This window comes from Curtobacterium poinsettiae (genome assembly GCF_047226435.1).
In the GTDB taxonomy this organism is placed as follows: Bacteria; Actinomycetota; Actinomycetes; order Actinomycetales; family Microbacteriaceae; genus Curtobacterium; species Curtobacterium poinsettiae.
On record NZ_CP178434.1, the window covers coordinates 2,315,231 to 2,336,515 of the forward strand.

22 protein-coding genes and 1 tRNA gene are annotated in these 21,285 nt (G+C 71.3%); 9 read left to right on the forward strand and 14 right to left on the reverse strand.

Annotated elements, in window-relative coordinates:
- Positions 1–12 precede the first annotated feature (12 nt).
- Positions 13–795: a trehalose-phosphatase gene (gene otsB, locus ACL00U_RS10855; RefSeq protein ID WP_017888839.1), complete on the reverse strand. Its 783-nt coding sequence runs from the start codon at positions 793–795 to the stop codon at positions 13–15.
- Positions 788–2,380, reverse strand: coding sequence for an alpha,alpha-trehalose-phosphate synthase (UDP-forming) (gene otsA / locus ACL00U_RS10860; RefSeq protein ID WP_017888838.1), 1,593 nt, complete (start codon positions 2,378–2,380; stop codon positions 788–790). Before otsA ends, otsB begins: the two co-directional genes overlap by 8 nt.
- Positions 2,381–2,618: 238 nt before the next feature.
- Between otsA and ACL00U_RS10865 the strand changes: the two genes are divergently transcribed.
- Both ACL00U_RS10865 and ACL00U_RS10870 read left to right on the forward strand, forming a co-directional pair.
- Entirely contained in the window at positions 2,619–5,372 is a 2,754-nt protein-coding gene (locus tag ACL00U_RS10865; protein WP_259552767.1) for a hypothetical protein, read from the forward strand.
- A gap of 114 nt (positions 5,373–5,486) precedes the next feature.
- The gene (locus tag ACL00U_RS10870; RefSeq protein ID WP_042538769.1) at positions 5,487–6,458 is read left to right on the forward strand and encodes a magnesium transporter CorA family protein; all 972 of its coding nucleotides are present in this window, start codon (positions 5,487–5,489) and stop codon (positions 6,456–6,458) included.
- 18 nt (positions 6,459–6,476) lie between these two features.
- On the opposite strand, the gene ACL00U_RS10875 is transcribed toward ACL00U_RS10870, so the two are convergent.
- Positions 6,477–7,628 (reverse strand): SLC13 family permease, encoded by a 1,152-nt coding sequence (locus ACL00U_RS10875; RefSeq protein WP_042538770.1) that lies wholly within the window; start codon positions 7,626–7,628, stop codon positions 6,477–6,479.
- A 93-nt stretch (positions 7,629–7,721) separates the two neighbouring features.
- Here ACL00U_RS10875 and ACL00U_RS10880 point away from each other — a divergent pair, with 93 nt between their 5' ends.
- Positions 7,722–7,910, forward strand: a complete 189-nt coding sequence (locus ACL00U_RS10880) for a hypothetical protein (protein ID WP_042538771.1) — start codon at positions 7,722–7,724, stop codon at positions 7,908–7,910.
- Between the two features lie 188 nt (positions 7,911–8,098).
- Here ACL00U_RS10880 and ACL00U_RS10885 read toward each other — a convergent pair whose 3' ends face one another.
- Positions 8,099–9,268, reverse strand: coding sequence for a mechanosensitive ion channel family protein (locus ACL00U_RS10885; RefSeq protein ID WP_412873392.1), 1,170 nt, complete (start codon positions 9,266–9,268; stop codon positions 8,099–8,101).
- Between the two features lie 138 nt (positions 9,269–9,406).
- On the opposite strand from ACL00U_RS10885, the gene ACL00U_RS10890 reads away from it, so the two are divergent.
- Both ACL00U_RS10890 and ACL00U_RS10895 read left to right on the forward strand, forming a co-directional pair.
- Positions 9,407–10,951 carry an amino acid permease gene (locus tag ACL00U_RS10890; protein WP_017888832.1) on the forward strand — a complete coding sequence of 515 codons (1,545 nt, stop codon included), beginning with the start codon at positions 9,407–9,409 and terminating at the stop codon, positions 10,949–10,951.
- Positions 10,952–11,030: 79 nt separating this feature from the next.
- Positions 11,031–11,330 (forward strand): hypothetical protein, encoded by a 300-nt coding sequence (locus ACL00U_RS10895; protein ID WP_042538775.1) that lies wholly within the window; start codon positions 11,031–11,033, stop codon positions 11,328–11,330.
- A gap of 10 nt (positions 11,331–11,340) precedes the next feature.
- On the opposite strand, the gene ACL00U_RS10900 is transcribed toward ACL00U_RS10895, so the two are convergent.
- From ACL00U_RS10900 to ACL00U_RS10930, 7 genes are all read right to left on the reverse strand, one after another.
- Positions 11,341–12,000, reverse strand: coding sequence for a PepSY domain-containing protein (locus tag ACL00U_RS10900; RefSeq protein ID WP_262159625.1), 660 nt, complete (start codon positions 11,998–12,000; stop codon positions 11,341–11,343).
- A gap of 48 nt (positions 12,001–12,048) precedes the next feature.
- The gene (locus ACL00U_RS10905; RefSeq protein WP_412873393.1) at positions 12,049–13,458 is read right to left on the reverse strand and encodes a sensor histidine kinase; all 1,410 of its coding nucleotides are present in this window, start codon (positions 13,456–13,458) and stop codon (positions 12,049–12,051) included.
- On the reverse strand, positions 13,451–14,128 hold the full coding sequence (locus ACL00U_RS10910; RefSeq protein ID WP_017888828.1) for a response regulator transcription factor: 678 nt from the start codon (positions 14,126–14,128) through the stop codon (positions 13,451–13,453). The genes ACL00U_RS10905 and ACL00U_RS10910 overlap by 8 nt, the downstream gene beginning before the upstream one ends.
- Positions 14,129–14,277: 149 nt before the next feature.
- Entirely contained in the window at positions 14,278–14,490 is a 213-nt protein-coding gene (locus ACL00U_RS10915; RefSeq protein WP_412873394.1) for an SCO4848 family membrane protein, read from the reverse strand.
- A gap of 157 nt (positions 14,491–14,647) precedes the next feature.
- A complete protein-coding gene (locus ACL00U_RS10920; protein ID WP_159556634.1) occupies positions 14,648–15,574 on the reverse strand; it encodes a hypothetical protein in 927 nt (308 codons plus the stop codon).
- Positions 15,571–16,032 carry an ImmA/IrrE family metallo-endopeptidase gene (locus ACL00U_RS10925; RefSeq protein WP_159556636.1) on the reverse strand — a complete coding sequence of 154 codons (462 nt, stop codon included), beginning with the start codon at positions 16,030–16,032 and terminating at the stop codon, positions 15,571–15,573. Before ACL00U_RS10925 ends, ACL00U_RS10920 begins: the two co-directional genes overlap by 4 nt.
- Positions 16,029–16,469 carry a hypothetical protein gene (locus tag ACL00U_RS10930; RefSeq protein ID WP_017888824.1) on the reverse strand — a complete coding sequence of 147 codons (441 nt, stop codon included), beginning with the start codon at positions 16,467–16,469 and terminating at the stop codon, positions 16,029–16,031. The genes ACL00U_RS10925 and ACL00U_RS10930 overlap by 4 nt, the downstream gene beginning before the upstream one ends.
- A 100-nt stretch (positions 16,470–16,569) precedes the next feature.
- Here ACL00U_RS10930 and ACL00U_RS10935 point away from each other — a divergent pair, with 100 nt between their 5' ends.
- The gene (locus ACL00U_RS10935; RefSeq protein ID WP_056071084.1) at positions 16,570–17,220 is read left to right on the forward strand and encodes a YigZ family protein; all 651 of its coding nucleotides are present in this window, start codon (positions 16,570–16,572) and stop codon (positions 17,218–17,220) included.
- Between the two features lie 138 nt (positions 17,221–17,358).
- Here the strand turns inward: ACL00U_RS10935 and ACL00U_RS10940 are convergent.
- Positions 17,359–17,431 (reverse strand) — tRNA-Lys (locus tag ACL00U_RS10940).
- Between the two features lie 95 nt (positions 17,432–17,526).
- Here ACL00U_RS10940 and bcp point away from each other — a divergent pair.
- Positions 17,527–17,997, forward strand: coding sequence for a thioredoxin-dependent thiol peroxidase (gene bcp / locus ACL00U_RS10945; RefSeq protein WP_017888822.1), 471 nt, complete (start codon positions 17,527–17,529; stop codon positions 17,995–17,997).
- 79 nt (positions 17,998–18,076) lie between these two features.
- Here bcp and ACL00U_RS10950 read toward each other — a convergent pair whose 3' ends face one another.
- Positions 18,077–18,508 (reverse strand): hypothetical protein, encoded by a 432-nt coding sequence (locus tag ACL00U_RS10950; protein WP_056070938.1) that lies wholly within the window; start codon positions 18,506–18,508, stop codon positions 18,077–18,079.
- A gap of 261 nt (positions 18,509–18,769) precedes the next feature.
- Between ACL00U_RS10950 and ACL00U_RS10955 the strand changes: the two genes are divergently transcribed.
- Positions 18,770–19,018 carry a WhiB family transcriptional regulator gene (locus tag ACL00U_RS10955; protein ID WP_017888820.1) on the forward strand — a complete coding sequence of 83 codons (249 nt, stop codon included), beginning with the start codon at positions 18,770–18,772 and terminating at the stop codon, positions 19,016–19,018.
- A gap of 173 nt (positions 19,019–19,191) precedes the next feature.
- On the opposite strand, the gene ACL00U_RS10960 is transcribed toward ACL00U_RS10955, so the two are convergent.
- A complete protein-coding gene (locus tag ACL00U_RS10960) occupies positions 19,192–20,694 on the reverse strand; it encodes a sensor histidine kinase (RefSeq protein WP_042538784.1) in 1,503 nt (500 codons plus the stop codon).
- Between the two features lie 118 nt (positions 20,695–20,812).
- On the opposite strand from ACL00U_RS10960, the gene ACL00U_RS10965 reads away from it, so the two are divergent.
- Entirely contained in the window at positions 20,813–21,253 is a 441-nt protein-coding gene (locus ACL00U_RS10965; protein WP_017888819.1) for an Rv3235 family protein, read from the forward strand.
- The last annotated feature ends 32 nt before the right edge of the window (positions 21,254–21,285 follow it).

Below are 21,285 nucleotides of genomic sequence, written 5' to 3' on the forward strand. Positions count from 1 at the left end.
CGGGGGCCGTTATCAGCGGGTGGCGCGCAGCCTCGCCAGCTGCTTCAGGACCCCGGTCAGTGCCGCCGGGTCGGCGATGCGGTACCCGGCCCGGGTCTCGCCCGGTCCGACCTTCACCCCGACGTCGCCGTCGCCGAGCACGCGGAAGGCGTCCTCGTCGGTGACGTCGTCGCCGGCGAAGAACACCGCGTCGGCGCCGTGCAGGTCGCGGAGCCGGGCGATGGCGTCACCCTTCGTGACGTGCCGCACCGCGAACTCGACGATGTCCTTGCCACCGCGCTCGAGCACCTCGGGGTCGGCCTCGTGCGCAGCACGGCTCGCCGCCGCGTCCGCCTCGGCTGCGACCTCGGCGGAGACACGTCGGGTGTGCACCCCGTGCCCGGCGGGCTTGTGCTCGATGACGACGCCCGGGAACCGTGCCCCGACCTCGTCGAGCGCCGCACCGATCCGTGCGACACGATCGACCTCGTCGTCCGTCAGCGCGGCCTCGTCGTGGCCGTCCACGCGCCACTCGACGCCGTGCGAGCCGACGAGCGCCATGTCCTCGGGCGCGTGGGTCACCTCGGCGAGGCTGCCGAGGGGACGCCCGGACACCAGCACCACCTCGGTGTCCTTCGCGCGGTGCAGGGTCAGCACCGCCGCCCACGAGCCGGGCAGCGCCCCGACCTGCGACGGGTCGTCGGCGAAGGGGGCCAGCGTGCCGTCGAAGTCGAGGGCGACGATGAGTCGCGGCGCAGCCGCGAGCGTCTCGAGGGCCGCGTCGATGGCGGACTGGTCGGTGGTGGTCTCAGTCATCACGTGCCTCCCGGGTGTCCTCGGCAGCCCTGGCGGACTGGGCGTCCTGGTCGAAGATCGACATGTTGTCGGTCTGCGCCTCACGGTGCTGCTCGCGCGGGTCGGCGGCGGACGGGTCGATCTGGGCGTTCCGCGGCGCGTGGCGGTCGAGCGCCTCGAGGAACGAGCGCGACCAGCGCGCAACGTCGTTGTCGCGGACCCGCTTGCGGAGCGCACGCATGCGCGTCGACCGCTCGCGACGCGGCATCTGGATCGCACGTTCGATCGAGTCCTTGAGCGCACCGATGTCGTGCGGGTTGACGATCACGGCCTGCTTGAGTTCGTCGGCTGCCCCGGCGAACTCGGACAGGATCAGCACGCCGTCGTTGTCGAACCGGGCGGCGACGTACTCCTTCGCGACGAGGTTCATGCCGTCCCGCAGCGCCGTGACGAGCATGATGTCGGCGGCCAGGTACAGCGCCACCATCTCCTCGCGCGGGTAGCCGTGGTGCAGGTACGAGATCGGCTGGTGGCCGATGACACCGAGGTCGCCGTTGATGCGGCCGACGCTCAGCTCGATCTCGTCGCGGAGCGCCGCGTACGAGTCGACACGCTCGCGGCTCGGGCTCGCGACCTGGATGAGGGTGGCGTCCTCGACCGCGATGCGGCCGTCCTCCACCAGCTCACCGAAGGCCTTGATGCGGTGCCGGATGCCCTTGGTGTAGTCGAGCCGGTCGACGCCGAGCAGCACCGTCTTGGGGTTGCCGAGGCTCGCGCGGATCTCCCGCGCACGCTCCTGCACCTCGGGCTTGCGGGCGATCGCCTCGAAGCTCTCGGCGTCGATCGAGATCGGGAAGTGCCGTGCCTCGACGTGACGGACCGTGATGCCCTTTCGGCTGCGCGGGGCGGCCGGGTCGTCGACGGGGACGTCGATCGTGGTGCCCTTGGTCGTGTAGCCCTTGATGTGCCGCACCGCGCGCAGGAAGTCGCTGGCGTCGTCGTGACGCTGGAAGCCGATGACGTCGGCGCCGAGCAGCCCGTCGAGGATCTGCGCACGCCACGGCAGCTGTGCGTAGATGCCGACCGGCGGGAACGGGATGTGGTTGAAGAAGCCGATCGTCAGGTCGGGACGCTTCGCCCGGAGCAGGGCCGGCACGAGCTGCAGCTGGTAGTCCTGCACCCAGACGATGCCGTCCTGCTCGACGATCTCGGCGATCTGCTCGGCGAAGCGCTCGTTGACCCGCTTGTACGCGTTCCACCAGTCGCGGTGGTAGCTCGGGTGCTCGATGACGTCGTGGTACAGCGGCCAGAGCGTGTCGTTGCTGAAGCCCTCGTAGTACTCCTCGACGTCGTCGTCGGAGAGCGGCACGGGCACGATGTGGATGCCCTCGTTGTCGAACGGTGCCACCTCGACCTCGGCCTGCCCCACCCAGCCGACCCAGGCTCCGTCGTTCGCGCGCATCACGGGTTCGAGGGCGGTGACGAGGCCGCCGGGCGAGTGCCGCCAGCCCTCGTTGCCGTCCTGGTCGACGACGCGGTCCACCGGGAGACGGTTGGAGGCGACGACGAACGAGTAGCGGGTCTGTTCGGTGCGGTCTGCAGGCATGGGGTGGTGTGATCTCCGTTCCGCCCGGCCGGAGCCGGGTGCGTCGGGTGCGTCGGTGCGTCGGCCGGCGTGGTGTGCCGGGTCCGGCGTGCTGCGCCGGGTGCGCTGCCGAAGTTACCAGCGTGGGGACAGCACATTCACGGGCGATCGGCGGTTCCGCTACGCTGCAGGCACGTGTCGGGGGGACACGGGTGCTGGAGTGCGGCGCCGGCCTCCCGGTCGGAGAGGACCCCCAGCCGTGAGCGAGAACCCGCCCAACCAGCCCGTCCCGCCGTCGCAGCCCGGTGGCCAGCCCGGCGGCCAGCCCGGCCCCGGCCAGCCGGCTTGGAACGGCCAGCCCGCCTGGCAGCAGCAACAGCAGCCTGGAGGCCCGCAGCAGTGGCCGGGTCAGCCCGCCCCCGCCGCGCAGCCGTCCGATGCGTTCGGTCGCTTCCTGCGGTCCGTGTCCGGTCGCGACTGGCTGGCGGCCGTCCTCGCCGCCGTCGGCGGCTGGGTCGCGGCCTACGTCGTCGCGGGGCTCTCCCTGCTCATCACCGTCGGGCTGCTCGCGTCCGGCGGCAGCGGTTCGGCCGCTCCGTCCACCGGGTCCGGCACCGACCTCGGCGCGGGTCAGGCCCCCGACGTGGAGTCCCTGCTCTCCGGCGTGAGCGTCCTGCTCGGTGCGCCGGCGCAGCTCGTCGCCCTCGCCGACCTCGGCCGGCTGCACCTGTCCGGGTCGATCGGGTTCCTCGGTTCCGGATCGGGCTCGCTCGCCGTGGTGCCGGCGCTGGTGCTCGCCGCGCAGGTCGTGCTGGCCGTCGTGCTCACCCGGCGGATCCGCAGCCGTGCACTCGGTCGCTCCCAGGTGCTCGTCACCGCGGTGGTCTCCGGTCTGGTGACCACGGTGCTCACGAACGTCGCGGCCGCACTGTTCGCGATCCGGTTCCCGTCGGTTTCCGGTGCGGTCATCGAGCCGGTGCACGCCGTCGGTGTCGGCAGCATCCTCGGGGCGTTCGTCATCGGTGCCCTGGCGGCGCTCCTCGCTCGGCCCTCCGTGCTCGCCGGTCGCAGCGTCTTCGCCGTCCGTCTGCTCGGCACGCTCCGCGTCGCCGCGTCGCAGCTGACGGTCCTCGTCGTGCTGGTCGCCGTCGTCGTCATCGTCGTCGCGCTCATCGCCCAGCCCTCCTACGGCTCCGCACTGCCGCTGTTGCTCGGCAACGTCGCGATCGGGCTCACGGCGCTCGGGTTCTTCGGTGGTGTGGGCACGTCCGGCTTCGGGTCCGCCAGCGACACCGCCTCGGTGTTCGGCGGAGCGGGTGGCTGGACCTGGCTCGTCGTGCTGTTCGTCGTCGTCACCTCGATCGTGGCCGGGCTCGCACTCGCCGTCCGCCGCAACGACCGGATGCGCTCGACGCTGGACTGGGTCGTCACGCCGCTCGTGTGGTTCGCCCTCGGCCTGCTGTTCTTCGTCCTCGGCACCGGGGTCGTCTCGTACCAGGTGAGCAGCACGAGTTCGGTGGACGGGTCCGGGTCGATCGGCATCGCGCCCTGGACGCCGATCGTCTTCGCCCTGTGGGGTGGCGCGATCGAGGTCGTCGCCCGGTACCTGGCTCCGGTGCTCCTGCCCCGTCTCGGCGGTGCCGTGGTGCTCCGCACGTCGCGTGTGGTCGGGGCGGACCCCCGCCCCGTGGTGCCACAGGCGTTCCCGGCCGCAGCCCCCGCCGACACGGGCATGCCCGCTGCCCCGGCGGCTCCCGCCGACCAGACCGTTCCCGGTGCGCCTGCCGCGCCCGGTGTGCCGGATGCTCCCGGTGCATCGGGTGCTCCGGCGGCTGCCGGCGATCCGGCTGCCGCCGCGTGGACCACTCCCCCGGCCGCCGACCAGCAGGCGTCGTACCCGCCGTCCGGGTCCGCCCCGCAGTCCGCGTACGGGTCGCAGCCGCCTTACGGCGCGGGCAACCTGCCGCCCTACGGTGCGCAGCCGCAGTCCGGCGGCCAGCCGGCGTACGGGTCGCAGCCGTTCATCGGCGGCGGCGCCCCGGCCCCCGCCCCGATGTCCCCGCGGGCCAAGAAGATCCTGGTCCGTTCGCTCATCGCCGGAGGTGCCGTGATCGTGGTCGTCGTCGCGGGTGCGGTCACGACGAGCGTCCTCCGCGCCAACGTGTGGGGCCCGGCCCCGACGGTCAAGTCGTACGTGCAGGCCATCGCCAGCGGTGACGCCGACACCGCCGCCGACCTGAGCGACGTGCCGGACGAGGCCGCGATGCTCGACACGAAGGTGCTGCGGAGCGCGAAGGACCGTCCGTCCGACATCCACGTCGGGCGGGTCGCCCAGACCGGGGACTCGGCGATCGCCACCCTGAGCTACACGCAGGACGGCAAGAACCGCTCCGGTCAGGTGACGTTGCGCCGGACCGGCACCTCGTTCCTGGTGAAGGACGAGTGGCGTGTCACGCAGCCGCTCGCCCAGCAGGTGACCCTGACGGCGTCCGAAGTGCTCGAGGGTGCACCGGTGACCGTCGGCGGCAAGGAGATCGGGAAGATCAGCGACGGCAAGTTCACGTCCCTCGCCTACCCCGGCAGCTACGAGGTCTCGGTCGGCGGGTCGAAGTACTTCACCGGCGGCACCGAGAAGGTGAGCGTCGGGGCGGTCTCGTCCGGCTACGTCGACTTCGCGCCGAAGGCCACCAAGGCCCTCGAGCAGGACGCCGAGCAGTACGTGTCCGACCTGATCGACGACTGCGCCGAGAAGACCGAGCTCCGCGCCCTGAGCGGCTGCCCCTGGTACGGACCGTACGACGCCGACGGCGGCGTGCGGTACGACGTCACGTCGATGCCCGAGCTGGAGGTCGAGGCATCACGCTCCGGCACCGTGATGGTGACGAGCACGAAGGACGGGAGCGTCTCGTACGACTACAAGTCCTACCTCGGTGACAAGAAGCGCGGCGAGGACTCGTTCAGCGTGAGCGAGTACCTGAAGGTCGAGGACGGCAAGCTCGTCTCGGCGTACTGAGCAGGAGCCGACTGATCGGCTCAGGCTGAACGGGAGTCGCTGCACCGACTCCCCGGCACCACGACGGCCGACCCGCGATCCTCGCGGGTCGGCCGTCTCAGTAGGCTGACGGACATGGTCAGGACACGGGCGTGGTGCAAGGGCGACACGGTCGAGCGGGACTTCCCCGTCGACCGGATCTCCGACCTCGTCGCCGACCCGGACACCTTCGTGTGGATCGACCACACCGACCCGACGTCGGCCGACCTCGAGCAGATCGAGGAAGAACTCGGGATCCACGCCCTCGCCGTCGAGGACGCCGTCGAGCACGGCCAACGCCCGAAACTCGACCGGTACCGGGACAGCCTGTTCCTGGTCGTCTACGACGTGGGCGGTACGGACGACGCCGGCAACCTGATCACGCACGAGGTCAAGGCGTTCGTGACGGAACGCGCCCTCGTCACGATCCACGGGTCCGACGTCGACACCGCCCGGATGGAGCACCGTCTGAGCGCGAACGCCGACATGGCCGGACACGGCGTGCCGTGGCTGGTGTGGGCGCTGCTGGACGCCGTCGTCGACCGGGCCACCGACACCGTCGAGGACCTGGAGCGGCAGATCGATGCGCTCGAGGACGACCTGTTCGAGCCGGGCGATCCCCGTGAGCAGCAGGTCCAGCGACGGTCGTTCCGGCTCCGCAAGACCCTCGGGGTGCTCCGGCGGCTGGTCGTGCCGACGCGGGACAGCGTCGCGTCGTTGCTGCACGGCGACGCGGAGACGATCTCGAACGGCATCCGGCCCTACTTCCGCGACGTCGAGGACCACCTCGTCTCGATCGCCGACTCGGTCGAACAGCTCCGCGACGCCGTGTCGAGCGTGCTGGAGACGACCCTGAACCTGGCATCGAACCGGCAGAACACCGTGATGAAGAAGGTCACGAGCTGGGCGGCGATCATCGCGATCCCGACCGGGGTGACGAGCTTCTTCGGGCAGAACGTCGCGTTCCCGGGCGAGGGCGCCTGGAGCGGACTCTGGGCGTCGCTCGCGATCATCACCGCGTCGTCGCTCGTGCTCTACCGCGTCTTCAAGACCCGCGACTGGCTCTGAGCGACAGCCCCGCCCGCGTCAGAGGGCGAGCGCCAGGACCCCGGCGACGACGGTGAGCGGCGCCACGATGCACCCGAGCGCCATGTACCGGCCCCACGACAGGTGCACACCCTCGGCCGACAGCCGTGCGTGCCACAGCAGCGTCGCGAGCGAGGCCCACGGCGTGATGAGGCAACCGGCGTTCACACCGATCAGCAGTGCCGCGTACCGCAGGGCCTCGTGCCCGGCAGCTGGTTCGAGCACCAGGTACGCCGGCAGGTTGTCGATGCCGTTGGCCGCCACCGCGCCGGCACCACCGAGCAGCAGCAGCGGCCCCGTGCCGGTTCCACCCTGCAGCGCGTGCACGATCGGGTCGGTGATGCCGGTCGTGTGGAGCGCCTCGACCACCACGAAGAGCCCGGCGGCGAACACCAGGGTGGACCACGGCACGCGGGACACCCGGAGCTCGGACGGCGACCGGAAGGCCGCGACCACGACGAGCACCACGGCGGCCAGGACCGCGGCGATCCACACGGTCACCCCGGCGGTCAGGGCGACGACGAGCGCGACGAGCACGGCGGAGGCAGCCCAGAAGGACACCGGGTCGCTCGGCTTGCGGACGGACACCGGCGTGTAGCGGCCGAAGAGCTTGCCCCGGAACACCACCAGCAGGACGACGCACGGCACGACCACACCGGCGACCGCGGGCCAGGCCATCAGTCCGGCGAAGGCCAGCGGGCCGGCGAGCCCCATCCGGTCGACGGCGAGCAGGTTGGTCAGGTTGGACACCGGCAGCAGCAGCGACGCGGTGTTCGCGAGCCAGACGGTGGTCAGCGCGAACGGCATCGGGGGCAGACCCACGCGCCGTGCGAGCGAGATCACGATGGGGGTGAGGAGCACCGCGGTGGTGTCGATCGACAGGAAGACGGTGCAGAGGACGGCGAGCACGACGACCGCGCCCCAGAGGCCGATGGTGCGCCCGCCACCGACCCGGGCGGCGACGTCGGCGAGGCGGTCGAAGACCCCGGCGTCCGCAGCGAGCTCGGCGACGATCGTCAGCCCGAGCACGAACCCGAGGACCGGCAGGACCCGGTCGGCGAGCACGGCGAGGTCGTCGAGGGGCAGCAACCCGAACACGACGCAGACCGCGCCGACCACGAGCAGGGCCGCTCCGATGACCGCTTGACGCACGAACGCTCCTTCACCCGGTGCCGCGGCCGGGTGACCGGCGGCGCTCCAATGTACGGGCCGGTAGCGTTGTCAGCACGACGACAGGAGGCCTCTGTGCGCAAGTTCATGTTCAACGGTGCGGTGTGGAGTTCGCTCATCAGCGGCTACAGCGTGCTGCAGACCACCCGACAAGGACCGCGTGACTGGCGGCTCGCGCTGACCTGGGTCGCGTGGATCGCCACCACCATCGTGGCCATCGGCACGGTCGTCGAGGACGACCGCGCCGTCAAGGCGCGCCAGTAGGTCGGAAGGCCGAAGGGGCCGCGGTCGCGACCCACTGACGGACGGACGGACGGGCGCGCCCCGCTCAGCGGCGACGCGAAGCGTTGCGCGGGGCGCGCCGACCGAGCCTACGAGGGAGGCGTGCCAGCTGGCACCGGGCCTCCCGTCCGTCTTCCGTGCCGTCCACGGCAACCGGTGCCGCAACCGGGTCAGCGCTCGGAATCCGGGATGCCGGAGGTCTGGATCGGTCCGGTGAAGAGCGCTCCGCGCTCGTCGTCGCCGAACAGCTGCGAGTCGCCCTCGGTCGCGCGACCGCGTCCGCGTCGGCGCAGGGCCGGTGCGGTCGGCTCGGTGAGCTGCACCCGCTGGACCGGCAGGGCATCCGGGTGGGTGCGCTGGATCCACTCGACCATCTCCTCGCGGACGTAGCAGCGCAGGTCGAACAGGCCGCCGGCGTCCGGCGCCGTCACGAGGATGCGGACGCGGACCAGTCCCCCGACGGCGTCGGTGACCTGGAGCACCTTGACCCGGCGGTCCCAGATCGTCGACGTCTTGAGGATCCGGTCGAGCTCGGCGCGCATGTCGGCCGGGCTCACCCGCCAGTCGAGGTCGAACTCGACGGCGCCGAGGAGCTCGCTGCCGGTCCGCGTCCAGTTCTCGAACGGGGTGCTCGTGAAGTACGTCGACGGCAGCACGAACCGCCGGTCGTCCCACAGGTGCACGACGACGTAGGTCAGCGTGATCTCCTCGATCCGCCCCCACTGCTGCTCGACCACGACGACGTCGTCCACCCGGATCGACCCGGAGAAGGCGAGCTGCATGCCGGCGAACACGTTGCCGAGTGTGGACTGCGCGGCGAGGCCCGCGACGACGGAGATGAGGCCGGCGCTGGCGAGCACGCTCGCGCCCGCCGCCTCGACCCCGTCGAAGGTCAGCAGGATCGCTCCGACGGCGATGATGACGAGCAGGGCGACCGTGAGCCGACGGATGATGAGCACCTGGGTGCGGATGCGGCGCGCCTGCCGGTTGTCGGGCACGTCGATGCGGAAGCGGTGCAGCCCGAGGTCCTCGAGGAAGATCGCGACGTGGCACGCGAGCCAGCAGCCGACCGCGATCGTGACGATGAGGAAGCCGTGCACGACCTCGTCCCGCCACGGGTAGGCGTCGGGGTCCCGCGGGATGCTCGAGGTGAACGCGATCCAGAGCAGCACCACCAGCAGCACGGTCCGGAACGGGTGCTTCGTCCGGCGAGAGAGCACGCCGGCCCAGCGTTCCCGGCGCGCGACCGCCCGCAGGACCAGGTGCAGGACGAGGGCGACGACGGCGGTGACGAGCAGGGCGAACCCGGTCGCGACGAGCAGTCGGAGGAGGATGTCCATCCCTCCATGCAAGCAACGGACGACGGCCGTCGTTCAGGTTCGGGCCGCCGTCGGCTGTGCGGACGTTCAGCAGCTTCCGTTCGTCGGAACGGGGGTTTGCGTGACGGCCCGGTCCGGAGCGCATGTAGGTTGTCGCGCATGACAGCGCAGAACGACACGGGTGTGAACCGAGCGCCGGCGAACGACTTCTCGCACGAGCAGGAGGGCTACCAGCACGGTCTGAAGCCCCGGCAACTGCAGATGATCGCGATCGGCGGCGCGATCGGAACCGGGCTCTTCCTGGGTGCCGGCGCACGACTGCACACCGCGGGCCCCGCGCTCGCGCTGACGTACCTGGTCGCCGGCGTCTTCGCCTTCTTCATCCTGCGTGCACTCGGCGAGCTCGTGCTGCACCGGCCGTCCTCGGGGTCCTTCATCTCGTACGCCCGAGAGTTCTACGGCGAGAAGTTCGCGTACGCGGCCGGCTGGATGTACTTCCTGAACTGGGCGATGACCTCCATCGTCGACACCACCGCCGTCGCGATCTACCTGCAGTACTGGTCCGCCTTCACCGCGGCGCCGCAGTGGCTGCTCGCACTGATCGCCCTGATCGTCGTCCTCGCGGCGAACATGGTCGCCGTGAAGGTGTTCGGCGAGCTCGAGTTCTGGTTCGCCCTGATCAAGGTGGCCGCGCTGGTGGCGTTCCTGGTCGTCGCGATCGTCTGGCTCGTCTTCGCGTTCCCCGTCGAGGCCGGTGGCGAGGCCGTCCGGACCGGGTTCACGATCTGGGGTGACAACGGCGGGCTGTTCCCGAAGGGGCTGCTCCCCGCGGTGATCGTGATCCAGGGCGTCGTCTTCGCCTACGCCGCGATCGAACTCGTCGGCACGGCATCGGGTGAGACGCAGAACGCCGAGAAGGTCATCCCGCGTGCGATCAACTCCGTCGTCTTCCGCATCGCGGTGTTCTACGTCGGGTCGATCGTCCTGCTCTCCCTGCTGCTGCCGTACACCTCGTACAAGGACGGCGAGAGCCCGTTCGTGACGTTCTTCTCGTCGCTCGGCAACCCGCACGTCGGCGCGATCGTCGGCGGCATCATGAACTTCGTCGTGCTCACCGCCGCGTTGTCGTCGCTGAACGCGGGCCTGTACTCGACCGGCCGGGCGCTGCACTCGATGGGCATGAACGGGTCCGCGCCGAAGTGGACCACGAAGATGTCGAAGGGCGGTGTGCCGTACGCCGGCATCCTGCTCACGGCGGCCTTCACCGTCGCGGGTGTCGTGCTCAACTACTTCGTCCCGAAGCAGGCGTTCGAGATCGCGCTGAACATCGCCAGTCTCGGCATCATCACCGCGTGGGGCACGATCATCCTGTGCCAGATGCGGCTGCGCCAGTGGGCCAAGCAGGGTCTGGCGAAGGAACCCTCGTTCAAGCTGCCCGGCGCTCCGGTCACCGCCTGGCTGACCCTGGCGTTCCTCGCCTCGGTCATCGTCCTGATGGCGATCGACTACCCGGTCGGCACGTACACGATCGCGTCCCTCGTGGTCATCATCCCGCTGCTCATCGTCGGCTGGTTCCTGCAGCGCGACCGCATCCTGCGCATCGCCGCCCTGCGCGAGGGCGTCACGGGTCCGTACCCGATCGGCGTCCGCAACCCGGCTGCCCAGGTCCGCCGTGACGACGACCGGAACGGAGACGGGGTCTAGCACGCCCCGGTTGTCCCCGGAACGCAAGGCCGCACCGCGCGATCACGAACGGTCCGGCACCCGTCGCTACCATCAGCGGGTGCCGGACCGTTCTGTTTCCCCCACCCTCGACCTGCAGCTCAGCTGGCGGGGTGCGTTCGGACGCCTCCGGGTGTTCGCGGACCGGCTCGAGGCCGAGACCGACTACCAGCGCGAGGCACGCACGGTGGTGCCGATGGACGCCGTGCAGGGGTGGCGCCTCGGGCCGTGCGACGAGGACGCGGTCTGCGTCGAGTTCGTCGCGGAGCAGGAGACCTACCGGGTGCTGCTCGACACCCCGGACGAGCAGCTCGCTGCGCTGGCGATCCGGAAGGTGCTCGGGCCCCCGCTGGAGTCCTGAGGGCGCAGGGTCAGTCGTCGGTGTCGACGCGGTCGGTGACGACGTCACCGGAGCCGGCGTCGATGCGCACGCTGTGCTTCGTGCCGGACGAGTCGAGCACGTCGCCCTCCCAGACCACCGTGCCGACGTGGTCGTCGAGCCCGAGCTCGGTGACGGTCCCGGCGTGCAGGTCCTGGAAGGCGTCGACGGCCTGCTTGACGCTCAGGTCGGCGGCTGCGACGAAGCGCTCGTGCTCGGCCGTGTCGTCCGCGTCGCCGGCTTCGGTCTGCGGGGTGCCGGCGACCGAGGTGCCGTCGGCGTTCGTGTGCACCTCGTGCTCGGTGCCGTCCTTCGTCACGACGAGGACCTCGTAGGCGGAGGCGCCCTGCTCCTGCTCGACCGAGATGACGGTGCCCGAGCCGACCTCGCCGCGTGCGGTGGCGACCGCTGCGAGCAGGGCCTTGTTCGAGCCGACCGCCGCCGCGCCGGGCGAGGACGAGCCGGTGCCGCTGCCGCTGCCGGCGGAGTCCGTGGCCGACGAGCCGACCGAGCCGGAGCCGGCCGAGCCCGTGTCGTCGTCGGAGTCGTCGCTGGCGCAACCGGTGAGGGCGAGGGCCGCCACGATCGGCAGGGCGGCGAACGCGGCGACGCGGCGGGCGGAGGGCTTCTGGTGCTGGGTGCGGAAGTTCATGTGACGAGCATCTCGTCGGGGTGCTGAAGCAGGCCTGAAGCGACCTGTTCAGCCGCCGAGTGCGATGCGGACGACGAACCGGGCGCCGCCGAGCGGCGACGCGACGACGGTCGCGTCGCCACCGTGCGCACGGACGGCATCCCGCACGATGGCGAGCCCGAGGCCCGCGCCGCCGGCATCGCGGCTGCGGGCCTCGTCGAGACGGACGAACCGCTCGAAGACGCGTTCCCGCTCGCCCTCGGGCACGCCGGCGCCGTCGTCGTCCACCGTGAGCACCGCCGAGCCGTCGTGCTCGGTGAGCGAGACTGCGACGCGGGTGCTCGCGTGCCGGACGGCGTTGTCGACGAGGTTCCGGACCACTCCGGCCAGCACGCGCTCGTCGCCGAGGACCCGCGCCGCCGAGATCGCCGAACCGTCCACCCGGACCGCGCGCACGGCGCCGTCCGGTCCGGACCATGCCCCGGCCTCTGCCCCGGTCGTGGCCCGTGCTCGTGCGCGGGCCACGGCGTCGAGGGCGAGGTCGTCGAGGTCGACTGGGCGCCGTGCCCGGATCCCGCCCTCGTCGAGGCGGGAGAGCTCGAGGAGCCCGGCGACGAGGTCCTGCAGCCGCACCGCCTCGGACCTGACGACGTCGGCGAGGTCGGCCACGTCGGAGCGTTCCGGGTGGGCGACGGCGACCTCGACGTGCTGCCGGATCGACGCGATCGGTGACCGGAGCTCGTGGGAGGCGTCGGAGACGAACCGCCGCTGGCTCTCCGCGGACCGGTCGAGGCGGTCGAGCATCGCGTTCATCGTCGTCGCGAGCCGCGCGACCTCGTCACCGGTGTCCGGCACCTCGACCCGAGCGTCCGGGTGGGCGGCACGGATCGTCTCGACCTCGGTGCGCATCCGCTCCACGGGCCGCAGCGACCGCCCGGTGACGGCCCAGGTGACCGCCACCAGCAGCAGCACGAGCACGGGCACCCCGACCGCGAGGAGCGCGACGGCGGTGCGGACCGCGGTGTCGGCCTGGTCGAGCGAGGCGCCGTAGACGAGCGTCGCCTCGCCGCCGCCCGGCAGGTCCACGTCGTCCGCGACGAGCAGCCACCGTTCACCGTCGTGGGACCACCGGGACTCGTCGGCGGTGGGCAGGGCGTCGCCGTCGGCGTCCTCGCCGTGCGCCAGGACCGCTCCGCCGTCGCCGATCACCTGCACCAGGACGTCCTCGTAGTCGGTGACCGCGGACGCGCCGTCCGCCTCGACCCGGGAGGACACCTGCTCGAGCCCGGCCTCGGCCGAGGTGCGCACGCCGTCGAGCAGCACGAGCCGCAGCACGACGACGAACGCCACCGCGCCGATGACCAGGGCCGCGAGCACGACGAGCCCCGCGCCGAGGGTGGTCCGGGCGCGGACCGACCGGAAGCGCCGTGGTCGGGTCGGCGCGCCGGGACGCGTGCCCGGGCTCGACCCGTCAGCCACCGTCGGCCGCCAACCGGTACCCGGCGCCGCGGACCGTCTCGATCGCGGCACGCCCGAAGGGCCGGTCGAGCTTCCGGCGGAGGTGCCCGACGTACACCTCGACGATGTTCGGGTCCCCCTCGAAGTCGACGTCCCAGACGTTCTCGATGACGTCCCGCTTCGACCGCACCTGCCCCGGGTGCCGTGCGAGGTACTCGAGCACGGCGAACTCGCGGCTCGTCAGCTCGACCTGGGTCCCGCCCCGGGCCACGGTGCGCGCCGCGGGGTCGACCACCAGGTCGCCGAGCGTCAGCACCGTGGGGCGCTCCCGTGCGCCGCGGCGGACGAGCGCCCGGAGCCGGGCGACGAGCACCGGGTGCGAGAACGGCTTCGTGACGTAGTCGTCGGCCCCCGCGTCGAGTGCCTCGACCTGGTCCCACTCGCCGTCCTTCGCGGTCAGCATCAGCACGGGGGTCCAGTCACCGTCGGCACGGAGCTGGGCGCACACGGCCCAGCCGCTCAGGCCGGGCATCATCAGGTCGAGCACGATCGCGTCGTAGCGGAACTCCCGCGCGTGCCACAGGCCGTCCACGCCGTCGTTCGCGACGTCGACCGCCCACCCCTCGGCTTCGAGCCCGCGGCGCACCCCGTCGGCGAGCCGGACCTCGTCGTCGACCACCAGCACACGCATGGCACCGATCCTGCCGTGTCCCGCTGAAGCAGGGCTGAAGCGGGCCGCGATGGTGGCCAGGGGCGGACGGGAGGCCCGTGGCGGCACCGCCACGCGCCTCCTGTCCGGCGGTGGTCCGGACCAGGGCCGCGCGGCCCGCCTGCGCGGGCTCAGACCAGCAGCAGGATCCCCGCGATGACGGAGGCGACGGCGATGGCGAGCGCGACGAGCAGGAGCACGAGGTGCACCGTGTAGAACGTCGTCGGCTTGCCGGCGGCGTCACGGGCACGCGTGTCCTTCGCGACGCGCTGGAAGAAGCGCGGCCAGGTGATGACGTTGAACACGGCACCGAGGAACAGGACGACTGCGGCGAAGAAGAGCACGGTACGATCCTAGACAACCCACGACCGGGACGAGACCGGGCAGGTGGTGCTCGGCCGCCCCCAACGCGGCCGAGTCCCGACCCGGCGAGGCCACAGGATCTGTAGCACTTGCTACAGACTGTACACGGCATGCCCCACAGCGTCGAGCACCGAACGGCTACGCGGTCTCGAGGGCGGCCTCGGCATCGGCGAGGACGGCACGCTCCGACTCGGTCAGGGACGCCCGTGCACCGCGGACCCCGTCGTTGATCTCGACGATGCGGCGGCTGAGGAGCGTCGCGGGGTCGTCGGTCGGCGGGTAGGCGTTGTCCACCCCGAGCCGCTCGTGCAGGGGCGCCAGACGCTGCAGCGCGGCGTCCACCCTGCGGGCACGGCCTCGGCGCGAGATCCGGTGCCCGAACACGAGCAGGAGCATCCCGGACGCCACGCACAGCACCGCTCCCGGCGTGGTGACGTCGTAGGGCAGCGAGAGCGCGTGCGTGACCTGCAGGTCGCCGACGACGTGGGCGACGTCCATCACGACGACCACGACCATGCGGACGACCCCGAGGACACCGCCGAGGATCAGGACCCACAACCCCACCAGGTCCGTGGTCGTCCGGGCCTCACGCAGGCGCAGCACGCAGATGAACCCCGTCGCGCCGAGTGCCACACCGAGGTAGACGGTCTGCGCGATCGAGTAGACCGTGGCCGCCGGGTGCGAACCGGCGTCGAGCATGAAGGTCGTCGTGGTCGCGGGCTTGTCGAGCACGGTGAACGCGACGAGGACCACCACGATCACCACCACGAAGGACACCAGGACCGCGTTCCGGAGCCAGGGTCGTGCCGCCCCGACCGCCTTCGCCACGCCCCACAGCAGCGTGCTCGTGCCGGCCACCATGAGGCAGTCGCTGATCACGGTCACGACGTTGAACCCACCGAGCCGCGGATCGAGCCAGCGGTACAGCGGGTCGACGTTCGTGACGATGGTGGCGGCGAAGAGCAGGAACGTGAACGCGAGGGTGCGGTCCTGCCCGCGCTGCAGGACCAGCAGCACGATCGTCCCGACGAGGAGCAGCACCGCCTGGACGACGGCGATGATCACCCGAAGACCCCGCGGAAGGCACTCGGGCGGCCGCGGTGCTGGCGGATCACGGTGGCCAGGCGGTCGGCGAAGACCTCGGCCTCGTGCTCGTACGTGTTCGAGAACAGCCCACGGGCCAGCGCCCGTTCGACCTTGTACTCGGGCAGGTCGGGGATGACGTCGCGGATGTAGGCGCTCTGCGGGGCGTGCTCCTGGTGCCGGTGCAGGACGTGGCCGAGCTCGTGGCCGATGACGAACGACCGGAAGGTCGGCGACGCGGTCGGCGAGATCATCACGAGGTGCGCGTGGTCGAGCGTGGCCACGAAGCCGCAGACGGGCTCGGCAGCCAGGAACGACTCCTCGCGCACCACGATCGGCTTGCCGACGACGTCGGCCGCGGCAGCGACGGCCTGGTCGACGTCCGACCAGCCCTCTGCCGCACCACGAGCCCAGAACGCGTCGACGAGCGCGTCGGTCATGCGACGCTCCCCCGCTGCGATTCCTCCTCGAGCACCTCGGCGATGCGTCGGAGCGCGTCGGGCGACAGTTCGCCGGGGAAGGTCCGCGCCGCGAAGCCGCTCACGCGGGCGGACCGCAGGGACCGGACGAGGGCGAGCTGGGCGCCGATGCGTTCCGGTACCTCGCTGTCCTCGAGCAGGAAGCGTTCGTCGACCTCGAAGAACCCGGCCAGCAGGCGCAGGAGCTCGGTGTCGCGGTTGCGGCGGCCGTCGCCGGAGAGCATGTAGGTCCACTTGGCCCGGGACAGGGAGCCGCCGTGGGCCGCGACGTACTCCTCGATCGAGGCGAACGGCACGGGGGCACCGCGCTGGGACTCCTCGAAGTCGAGGAGCAGGTTGAGGCGGCGCGCGAGCTCGGCGGCGTCGAGCGCCCCGCCCTTCAGATCACCCGTGTCCATCTCGGACTCCTCCCCAGCCGTGTCCGCGCGGGGTGTCGGTCCGGCGCGTGGACGCCATGCTAGCGCGGACACCCGACACCGCGCCGTTACCCTCGTGGGCATGCCCCGCCGCTTCCCCGCCACCGTCGCGGCACGCGTCGAGCACGAGATCGTCATCACGAAGTCGCGCTTCATCACCACCGTGGCGCCCGTGTCCGGCGTCGAGGACGCCGACCGCGTGATCGCCGAGGTCCGCCGACGGTACTGGGACGCCCGGCACAACTGCACGGCGATGGTCACGGGCGTGCTCGGTGACCAGGCCCGCTCCTCGGACGACGGGGAACCCTCGGGCACGGCCGGCGTCCCGATGCTCGAGGTCCTGCGCCGCCGCGACCTGACCGACGTCGTCGTGGTCGTCACGCGCTACTTCGGCGGGGTGAAGCTCGGCGCGGGCGGGCTCGTCCGGGCCTACTCGACCTCGGTCTCCGAAGCGCTCGACACCGCCGTGCCCGTTCGTCGCGAGGCCCTGACGCAGGTGCGCTTCGACGTCGACCACGCCGATGCCGGGCGGCTCGACAACGTGCTGCGCGACTGGGTCCGGCACCACCACGCGACGCTCGGCCCGACCGAGTACGGGCAGGCGGCGACCTTCGAGGTGTGGGTCCCCCACGACGCGCTCGGGGCGCTGACCGCCGACCTCGCCGCGGCGTCGGCCGGCGCGCTCGAACCCGTCGTCGGCGAGGAACGGATCGTTAACGTCCCCACCGGCTGACGTCCGGTCCGACCGAAGCCCGGTCCGGACTGACTTCTGCGCTCCGGCGCACCTCGGGCGTGTCCAGGTGCCGGAGCGCGAAGACCCCTGGAACGCACGAACGCCCCGACTCGATGAGCCGGGGCGTTCGTCCTGCGGTGCACCCCCTCGGACTTGAACCGAGAACCCACTGATTAAGAGTCAGTTGCTCTGCCAATTGAGCTAGAGGTGCATGTTCCGGCTTCCGTGCCGCAACGGGAATCAACAATAGCATGGGTTTCGCGCGCCCACGACCACTCGCGGGCGCACGACGCGAACAGGAGCACCATGACCGACCGTCTCGTCCCCGGCGACACCGCCCCCGACTTCACGCTGCCCGACCAGGACGGCGTCCAGCACTCCCTGGCCGCCCTGCGCGGCAAGAAGGTCATCGTGTACTTCTACCCGGCGGCCTCCACCCCGGGCTGCACCACCGAGGCCTGTGACTTCCGCGACAACATGTCCTCGCTGCAGGCCGCCGGCTACGAGGTGCTCGGCGTCTCGAAGGACGACCAGGCGAAGCTCAAGACGTTCCAGCACGAGCAGGCGCTGACCTTCCCGCTGCTGAGCGACCCCGACCTCGCCGTGCACAAGGCGTACGCAGCCTGGGGCGAGAAGAACAACTACGGCAAGATCGTCACCGGCACGATCCGCTCCACGATCGTGGTCGGCGAGGACGGCGCCGTGCAGCTGCCGCTCTACAACGTCAAGGCCACCGGGCACGTGGCGAGCCTGCGGAAGAAGCTCGGCCTGGTCTGAGAGCCGGCCACGCACCGGAGGCCCGGTGCCGGTTCCGAGAACCGGCACCGGGCCTCCTGTGTGTGGCGGACCAGACCGTCTACTCGACCGGGCGCGCGAGCGCGGCCGTCACCGACCGCGACAGCACCAGCGTGATGCCGAGCAGGGCCGGGATGAGCAGCACCCAGCCGACCGCGGCGACCCGGAAGACGCCCTGGAACGCTCCGATCGCGATGGCGCCCTGCAGGACCTGCCAGACGATGATGCCCGAGCGCACCCACGACCGGCCGTGCCACAGGCCGTTCAGCAGCGCACCGAGCCAGAGCGCAGCGATGGCGACGAGGACGGTGAGGGCGATGCCCGACGCGATGCTCGTGGCCGGCGCGACGAGCAGTTCGACGATCAGCACGACGGTCACGACCACCAGTGCGAGGAACTCGAGGCCGACCACGACGAGCAACCCCAGCATCGCCGGCGACCGGCGCGCGACGGGGGCGGAGGGTTCGGTGTCGTTCGGGGTGTCGTCGTGCACAGTGATCCTCCAGCATCGGAACCCTTGATTTGGCCCTACCAGTATGGAACGATATTGGAGGTCGTTTGGACGGCACGATGTGGTGTGCGTCTCCCGTGGTTCATCGCTCCTCCCCCGAGCGTCTCGCGGGCGTCAGATTCGCTTCATGCGGACTCCTCCCCACAGTTGTCCCCTCCATGCCTCATGCATGGTCAGCGTTCCGATCCCCCGAACCACGGCCCCGGCCTGCCGTTCGAGCATCGACATCAAGGAGCACCACACATGGACTGGCGTGACAAGGCTGCCTGCCTCACCGCAGACCCCGAGCTCTTCTTCCCCGTCGGGAACACCGGGCCCGCCGTCGACCAGATCGAGAAGGCCAAGTCGGTCTGTGCGCGTTGCACGGTCACCGAGATGTGCCTGCAGTACGCACTCGAGAACAACCAGGACTCGGGTGTCTGGGGTGGTCTCAGCGAGGACGAGCGTCGTGCGCTGAAGCGTCGCGCCGCTCGCGCCCGCCGCGCGTCCTGACCCCGGTCGTCTGACACCACGACGCCCGTCGTCCCTTCGGGGACGGCGGGCGTCGTCGTGCGCGCGGGGATCGGCATGCGCGAGGGTCGTCATGCACAACACCGGTGTTCACGCATCGAACACCGGGACATGGGTGTTCGACCGGTGAACACCGGTGTTGTGCGGCGCTCGGACTAGGCGGCGGGGGCGGTCAGCCAGCGGAACGGGATGCTGATCGTCACCTCGGTGCCGCTGCCCGTCAGCGTGTGCCAGTCGATGGTGCCGCCGAGCTCGCCCTGGATGAGCGTGCGGACGATCTGCGTCCCGAGGCCCGACCCGACCTTGCCCTCGGGGAGCCCGACGCCGTTGTCGCGGACCTCGATCTCCAGGTGGTCGTCGAAACGGCGGGCGACGATCTCGACCTCACCGTCGCGGCCGTCCAGCCCGTGCTCGACGGCGTTCGTCACGAGTTCGGTGAGGCCGAGGGCGAGCGGCGTCGCGGCCTCGGAGGGCAGCACCCCGAACTCACCGGTCTTCTTCGGGTGCACGGTCGTGTTGTGCGACGCGGCGACCTCGGTGACCAACTTGAGGACCGAGTCGAACACCTCGTCGAAGTCCACCGTCTGGCTGAGGCCGCTCGACAGCGTGTCGTGCACGACGGCGATGGCGGCGACACGGCGCATGGCGTTCTGCAGCGAGGTCCGCGCTTCGTCCGAGTGTGTGCGTCGTGCCTGGATCCGCAGCAGGGAGGCGACGGTCTGCAGGTTGTTCTTCACGCGGTGGTGGATCTCGCGGATCGTGGCGTCCTTGGTGATGAGCTCGCGCTCCTGGTGCCGCAGCTCGGACACGTCGCGGCAGAGCACGATGGCGCCGATGCGCTCACCGTGGTCGCGGAGCGGGATCGAGCGGAGCGACACTGTGACCCCCTTCGACTCGATGTCGGCCCGCCACGGCGCCCGGCCGGTGACCACGAGCGGCAGGGACTCGTCGACGTCGAGCTGGGCGCCGATGAGCTCGGTGGTGACCTCGGCGAGGGACTTCCGCTCGAGTTCCCCCTCGAAGCCCATCCGGTTGAAGGCGCTCAGGCCGTTCGGGCTCGCGAACGTCACGGTGCCGGCGGTGTCCAGGCGCAGCAGGCCGTCGCTGGCGCGGGGCGCCCCACGGCGGGGGCCCGCCGGTGCGCCGAGGTCGGGGAAGTCACCGGTCGCGATCATGCCGAACAGGTCGTTCGCGCTCGCGGTGAAGTTGAGCTCCTGGCGGCTCGGGGTCCGCATCTCGTCCTGGTTGGAGTGCCGGGTCACGACGGCGATCGGCCGTTCGGTGGTCTCGGCGCTCTTCGGGCTCAGGCGGCGGAGCACCGGGATCGCGCGGACGCGGGTCGGGGTGTCCTCGTACCAGTCCGGCTCGGCGGAGTCGACGACGCGGGAACCAGCGAAGCTCTCGGTCACCTGGCCGCGCCACTCCTCGCGGATCTCCTGCCCGACGATGTCCCGGTAGAACAGCGTCGCCGCGGAGCTCGGGCGGGCGTGCGCGACGGCCACGAACGAGCCGTCCTCGGCGGTCGGGACCCAGAGCACCATGTCGGCGAAGGACAGGTCAGCGAGGAGCTGCCAGTCCCCCACGAGCAGGTGGAGCCACTCCACGTCTGCTTCCGAGGAACGGCCTTGCGCGAGGACGAGGTCACTGAGGGTCGACACCCAGCCAGTCTAGGTCCGCCGCCTTGTGGAGAACGTCGCCCTCTCCACAGGGGAGACAGCGTTGTATTTCGTATGTCGTACGCCCCATACGCTCGCTCCAACGACGGAAGGGGCAGGGGTGGCAGAGCAGGCACGCCGCATCGATCACGAGACGACGGCGGTGCACCCACCGCCCCTGCGGATCGTGGAACCGGCACCGGAACCAGCCGCGGCGTCCGGTCCCCCGGAGCCCGAGTCGACCGCTCGGGCGCTCGGGCTCTGCGTCGCCGAGGTGCTCACCGGGGCACGCGAGGTCGACAGCATCGCCCGGTGGATCAGCGATGACGTGCAGCGACACCTGCAGCAGCGGGCCGCGGTGGCGGCGCACGCCCGGGGATCCGGCCAGCGGGCCCGAGGGCGCCCGGTGCTCCGGGTCGGCAGCGTCCTGGTCTGCCGCCCCGCGGACGGCGTCGCAGAGGCAACGGTCATCGTGCACACGCGCAGCCACGCGCGAGCGGTCGCGATGCGGCTCGAGACGCGGCACGGTCGGTGGCAGGCGACCGCCATCGGCGTCCTGTAGGCGCGCCCGCTGCCGACCTGGAGGCGCGTGGC

Excerpts from the sequence above, each read along its gene's own strand:
- otsB (WP_017888839.1), bottom strand. The coding sequence starts at position 795 with ATGACTGAGACCACCACCGACCAGTCCGCCATCGACGCGGCCCTCGAG.
- otsA (WP_017888838.1), bottom strand. The coding sequence starts at position 2,380 with ATGCCTGCAGACCGCACCGAACAGACCCGCTACTCGTTCGTCGTCGCC.
- ACL00U_RS10870 (WP_042538769.1), top strand. The coding sequence starts at position 5,487 with ATGGTCAGGACACGGGCGTGGTGCAAGGGCGACACGGTCGAGCGGGAC.
- ACL00U_RS10885 (WP_412873392.1), bottom strand. The coding sequence starts at position 9,268 with ATGGACATCCTCCTCCGACTGCTCGTCGCGACCGGGTTCGCCCTGCTC.
- ACL00U_RS10890 (WP_017888832.1), top strand. The coding sequence starts at position 9,407 with ATGACAGCGCAGAACGACACGGGTGTGAACCGAGCGCCGGCGAACGAC.
- ACL00U_RS10900 (WP_262159625.1), bottom strand. The coding sequence starts at position 12,000 with ATGAACTTCCGCACCCAGCACCAGAAGCCCTCCGCCCGCCGCGTCGCC.
- ACL00U_RS10910 (WP_017888828.1), bottom strand. The coding sequence starts at position 14,128 with ATGCGTGTGCTGGTGGTCGACGACGAGGTCCGGCTCGCCGACGGGGTG.
- ACL00U_RS10925 (WP_159556636.1), bottom strand. The coding sequence starts at position 16,032 with ATGACCGACGCGCTCGTCGACGCGTTCTGGGCTCGTGGTGCGGCAGAG.
- ACL00U_RS10930 (WP_017888824.1), bottom strand. The coding sequence starts at position 16,469 with ATGGACACGGGTGATCTGAAGGGCGGGGCGCTCGACGCCGCCGAGCTC.
- ACL00U_RS10935 (WP_056071084.1), top strand. The coding sequence starts at position 16,570 with ATGCCCCGCCGCTTCCCCGCCACCGTCGCGGCACGCGTCGAGCACGAG.
- bcp (WP_017888822.1), top strand. The coding sequence starts at position 17,527 with ATGACCGACCGTCTCGTCCCCGGCGACACCGCCCCCGACTTCACGCTG.
- ACL00U_RS10955 (WP_017888820.1), top strand. The coding sequence starts at position 18,770 with ATGGACTGGCGTGACAAGGCTGCCTGCCTCACCGCAGACCCCGAGCTC.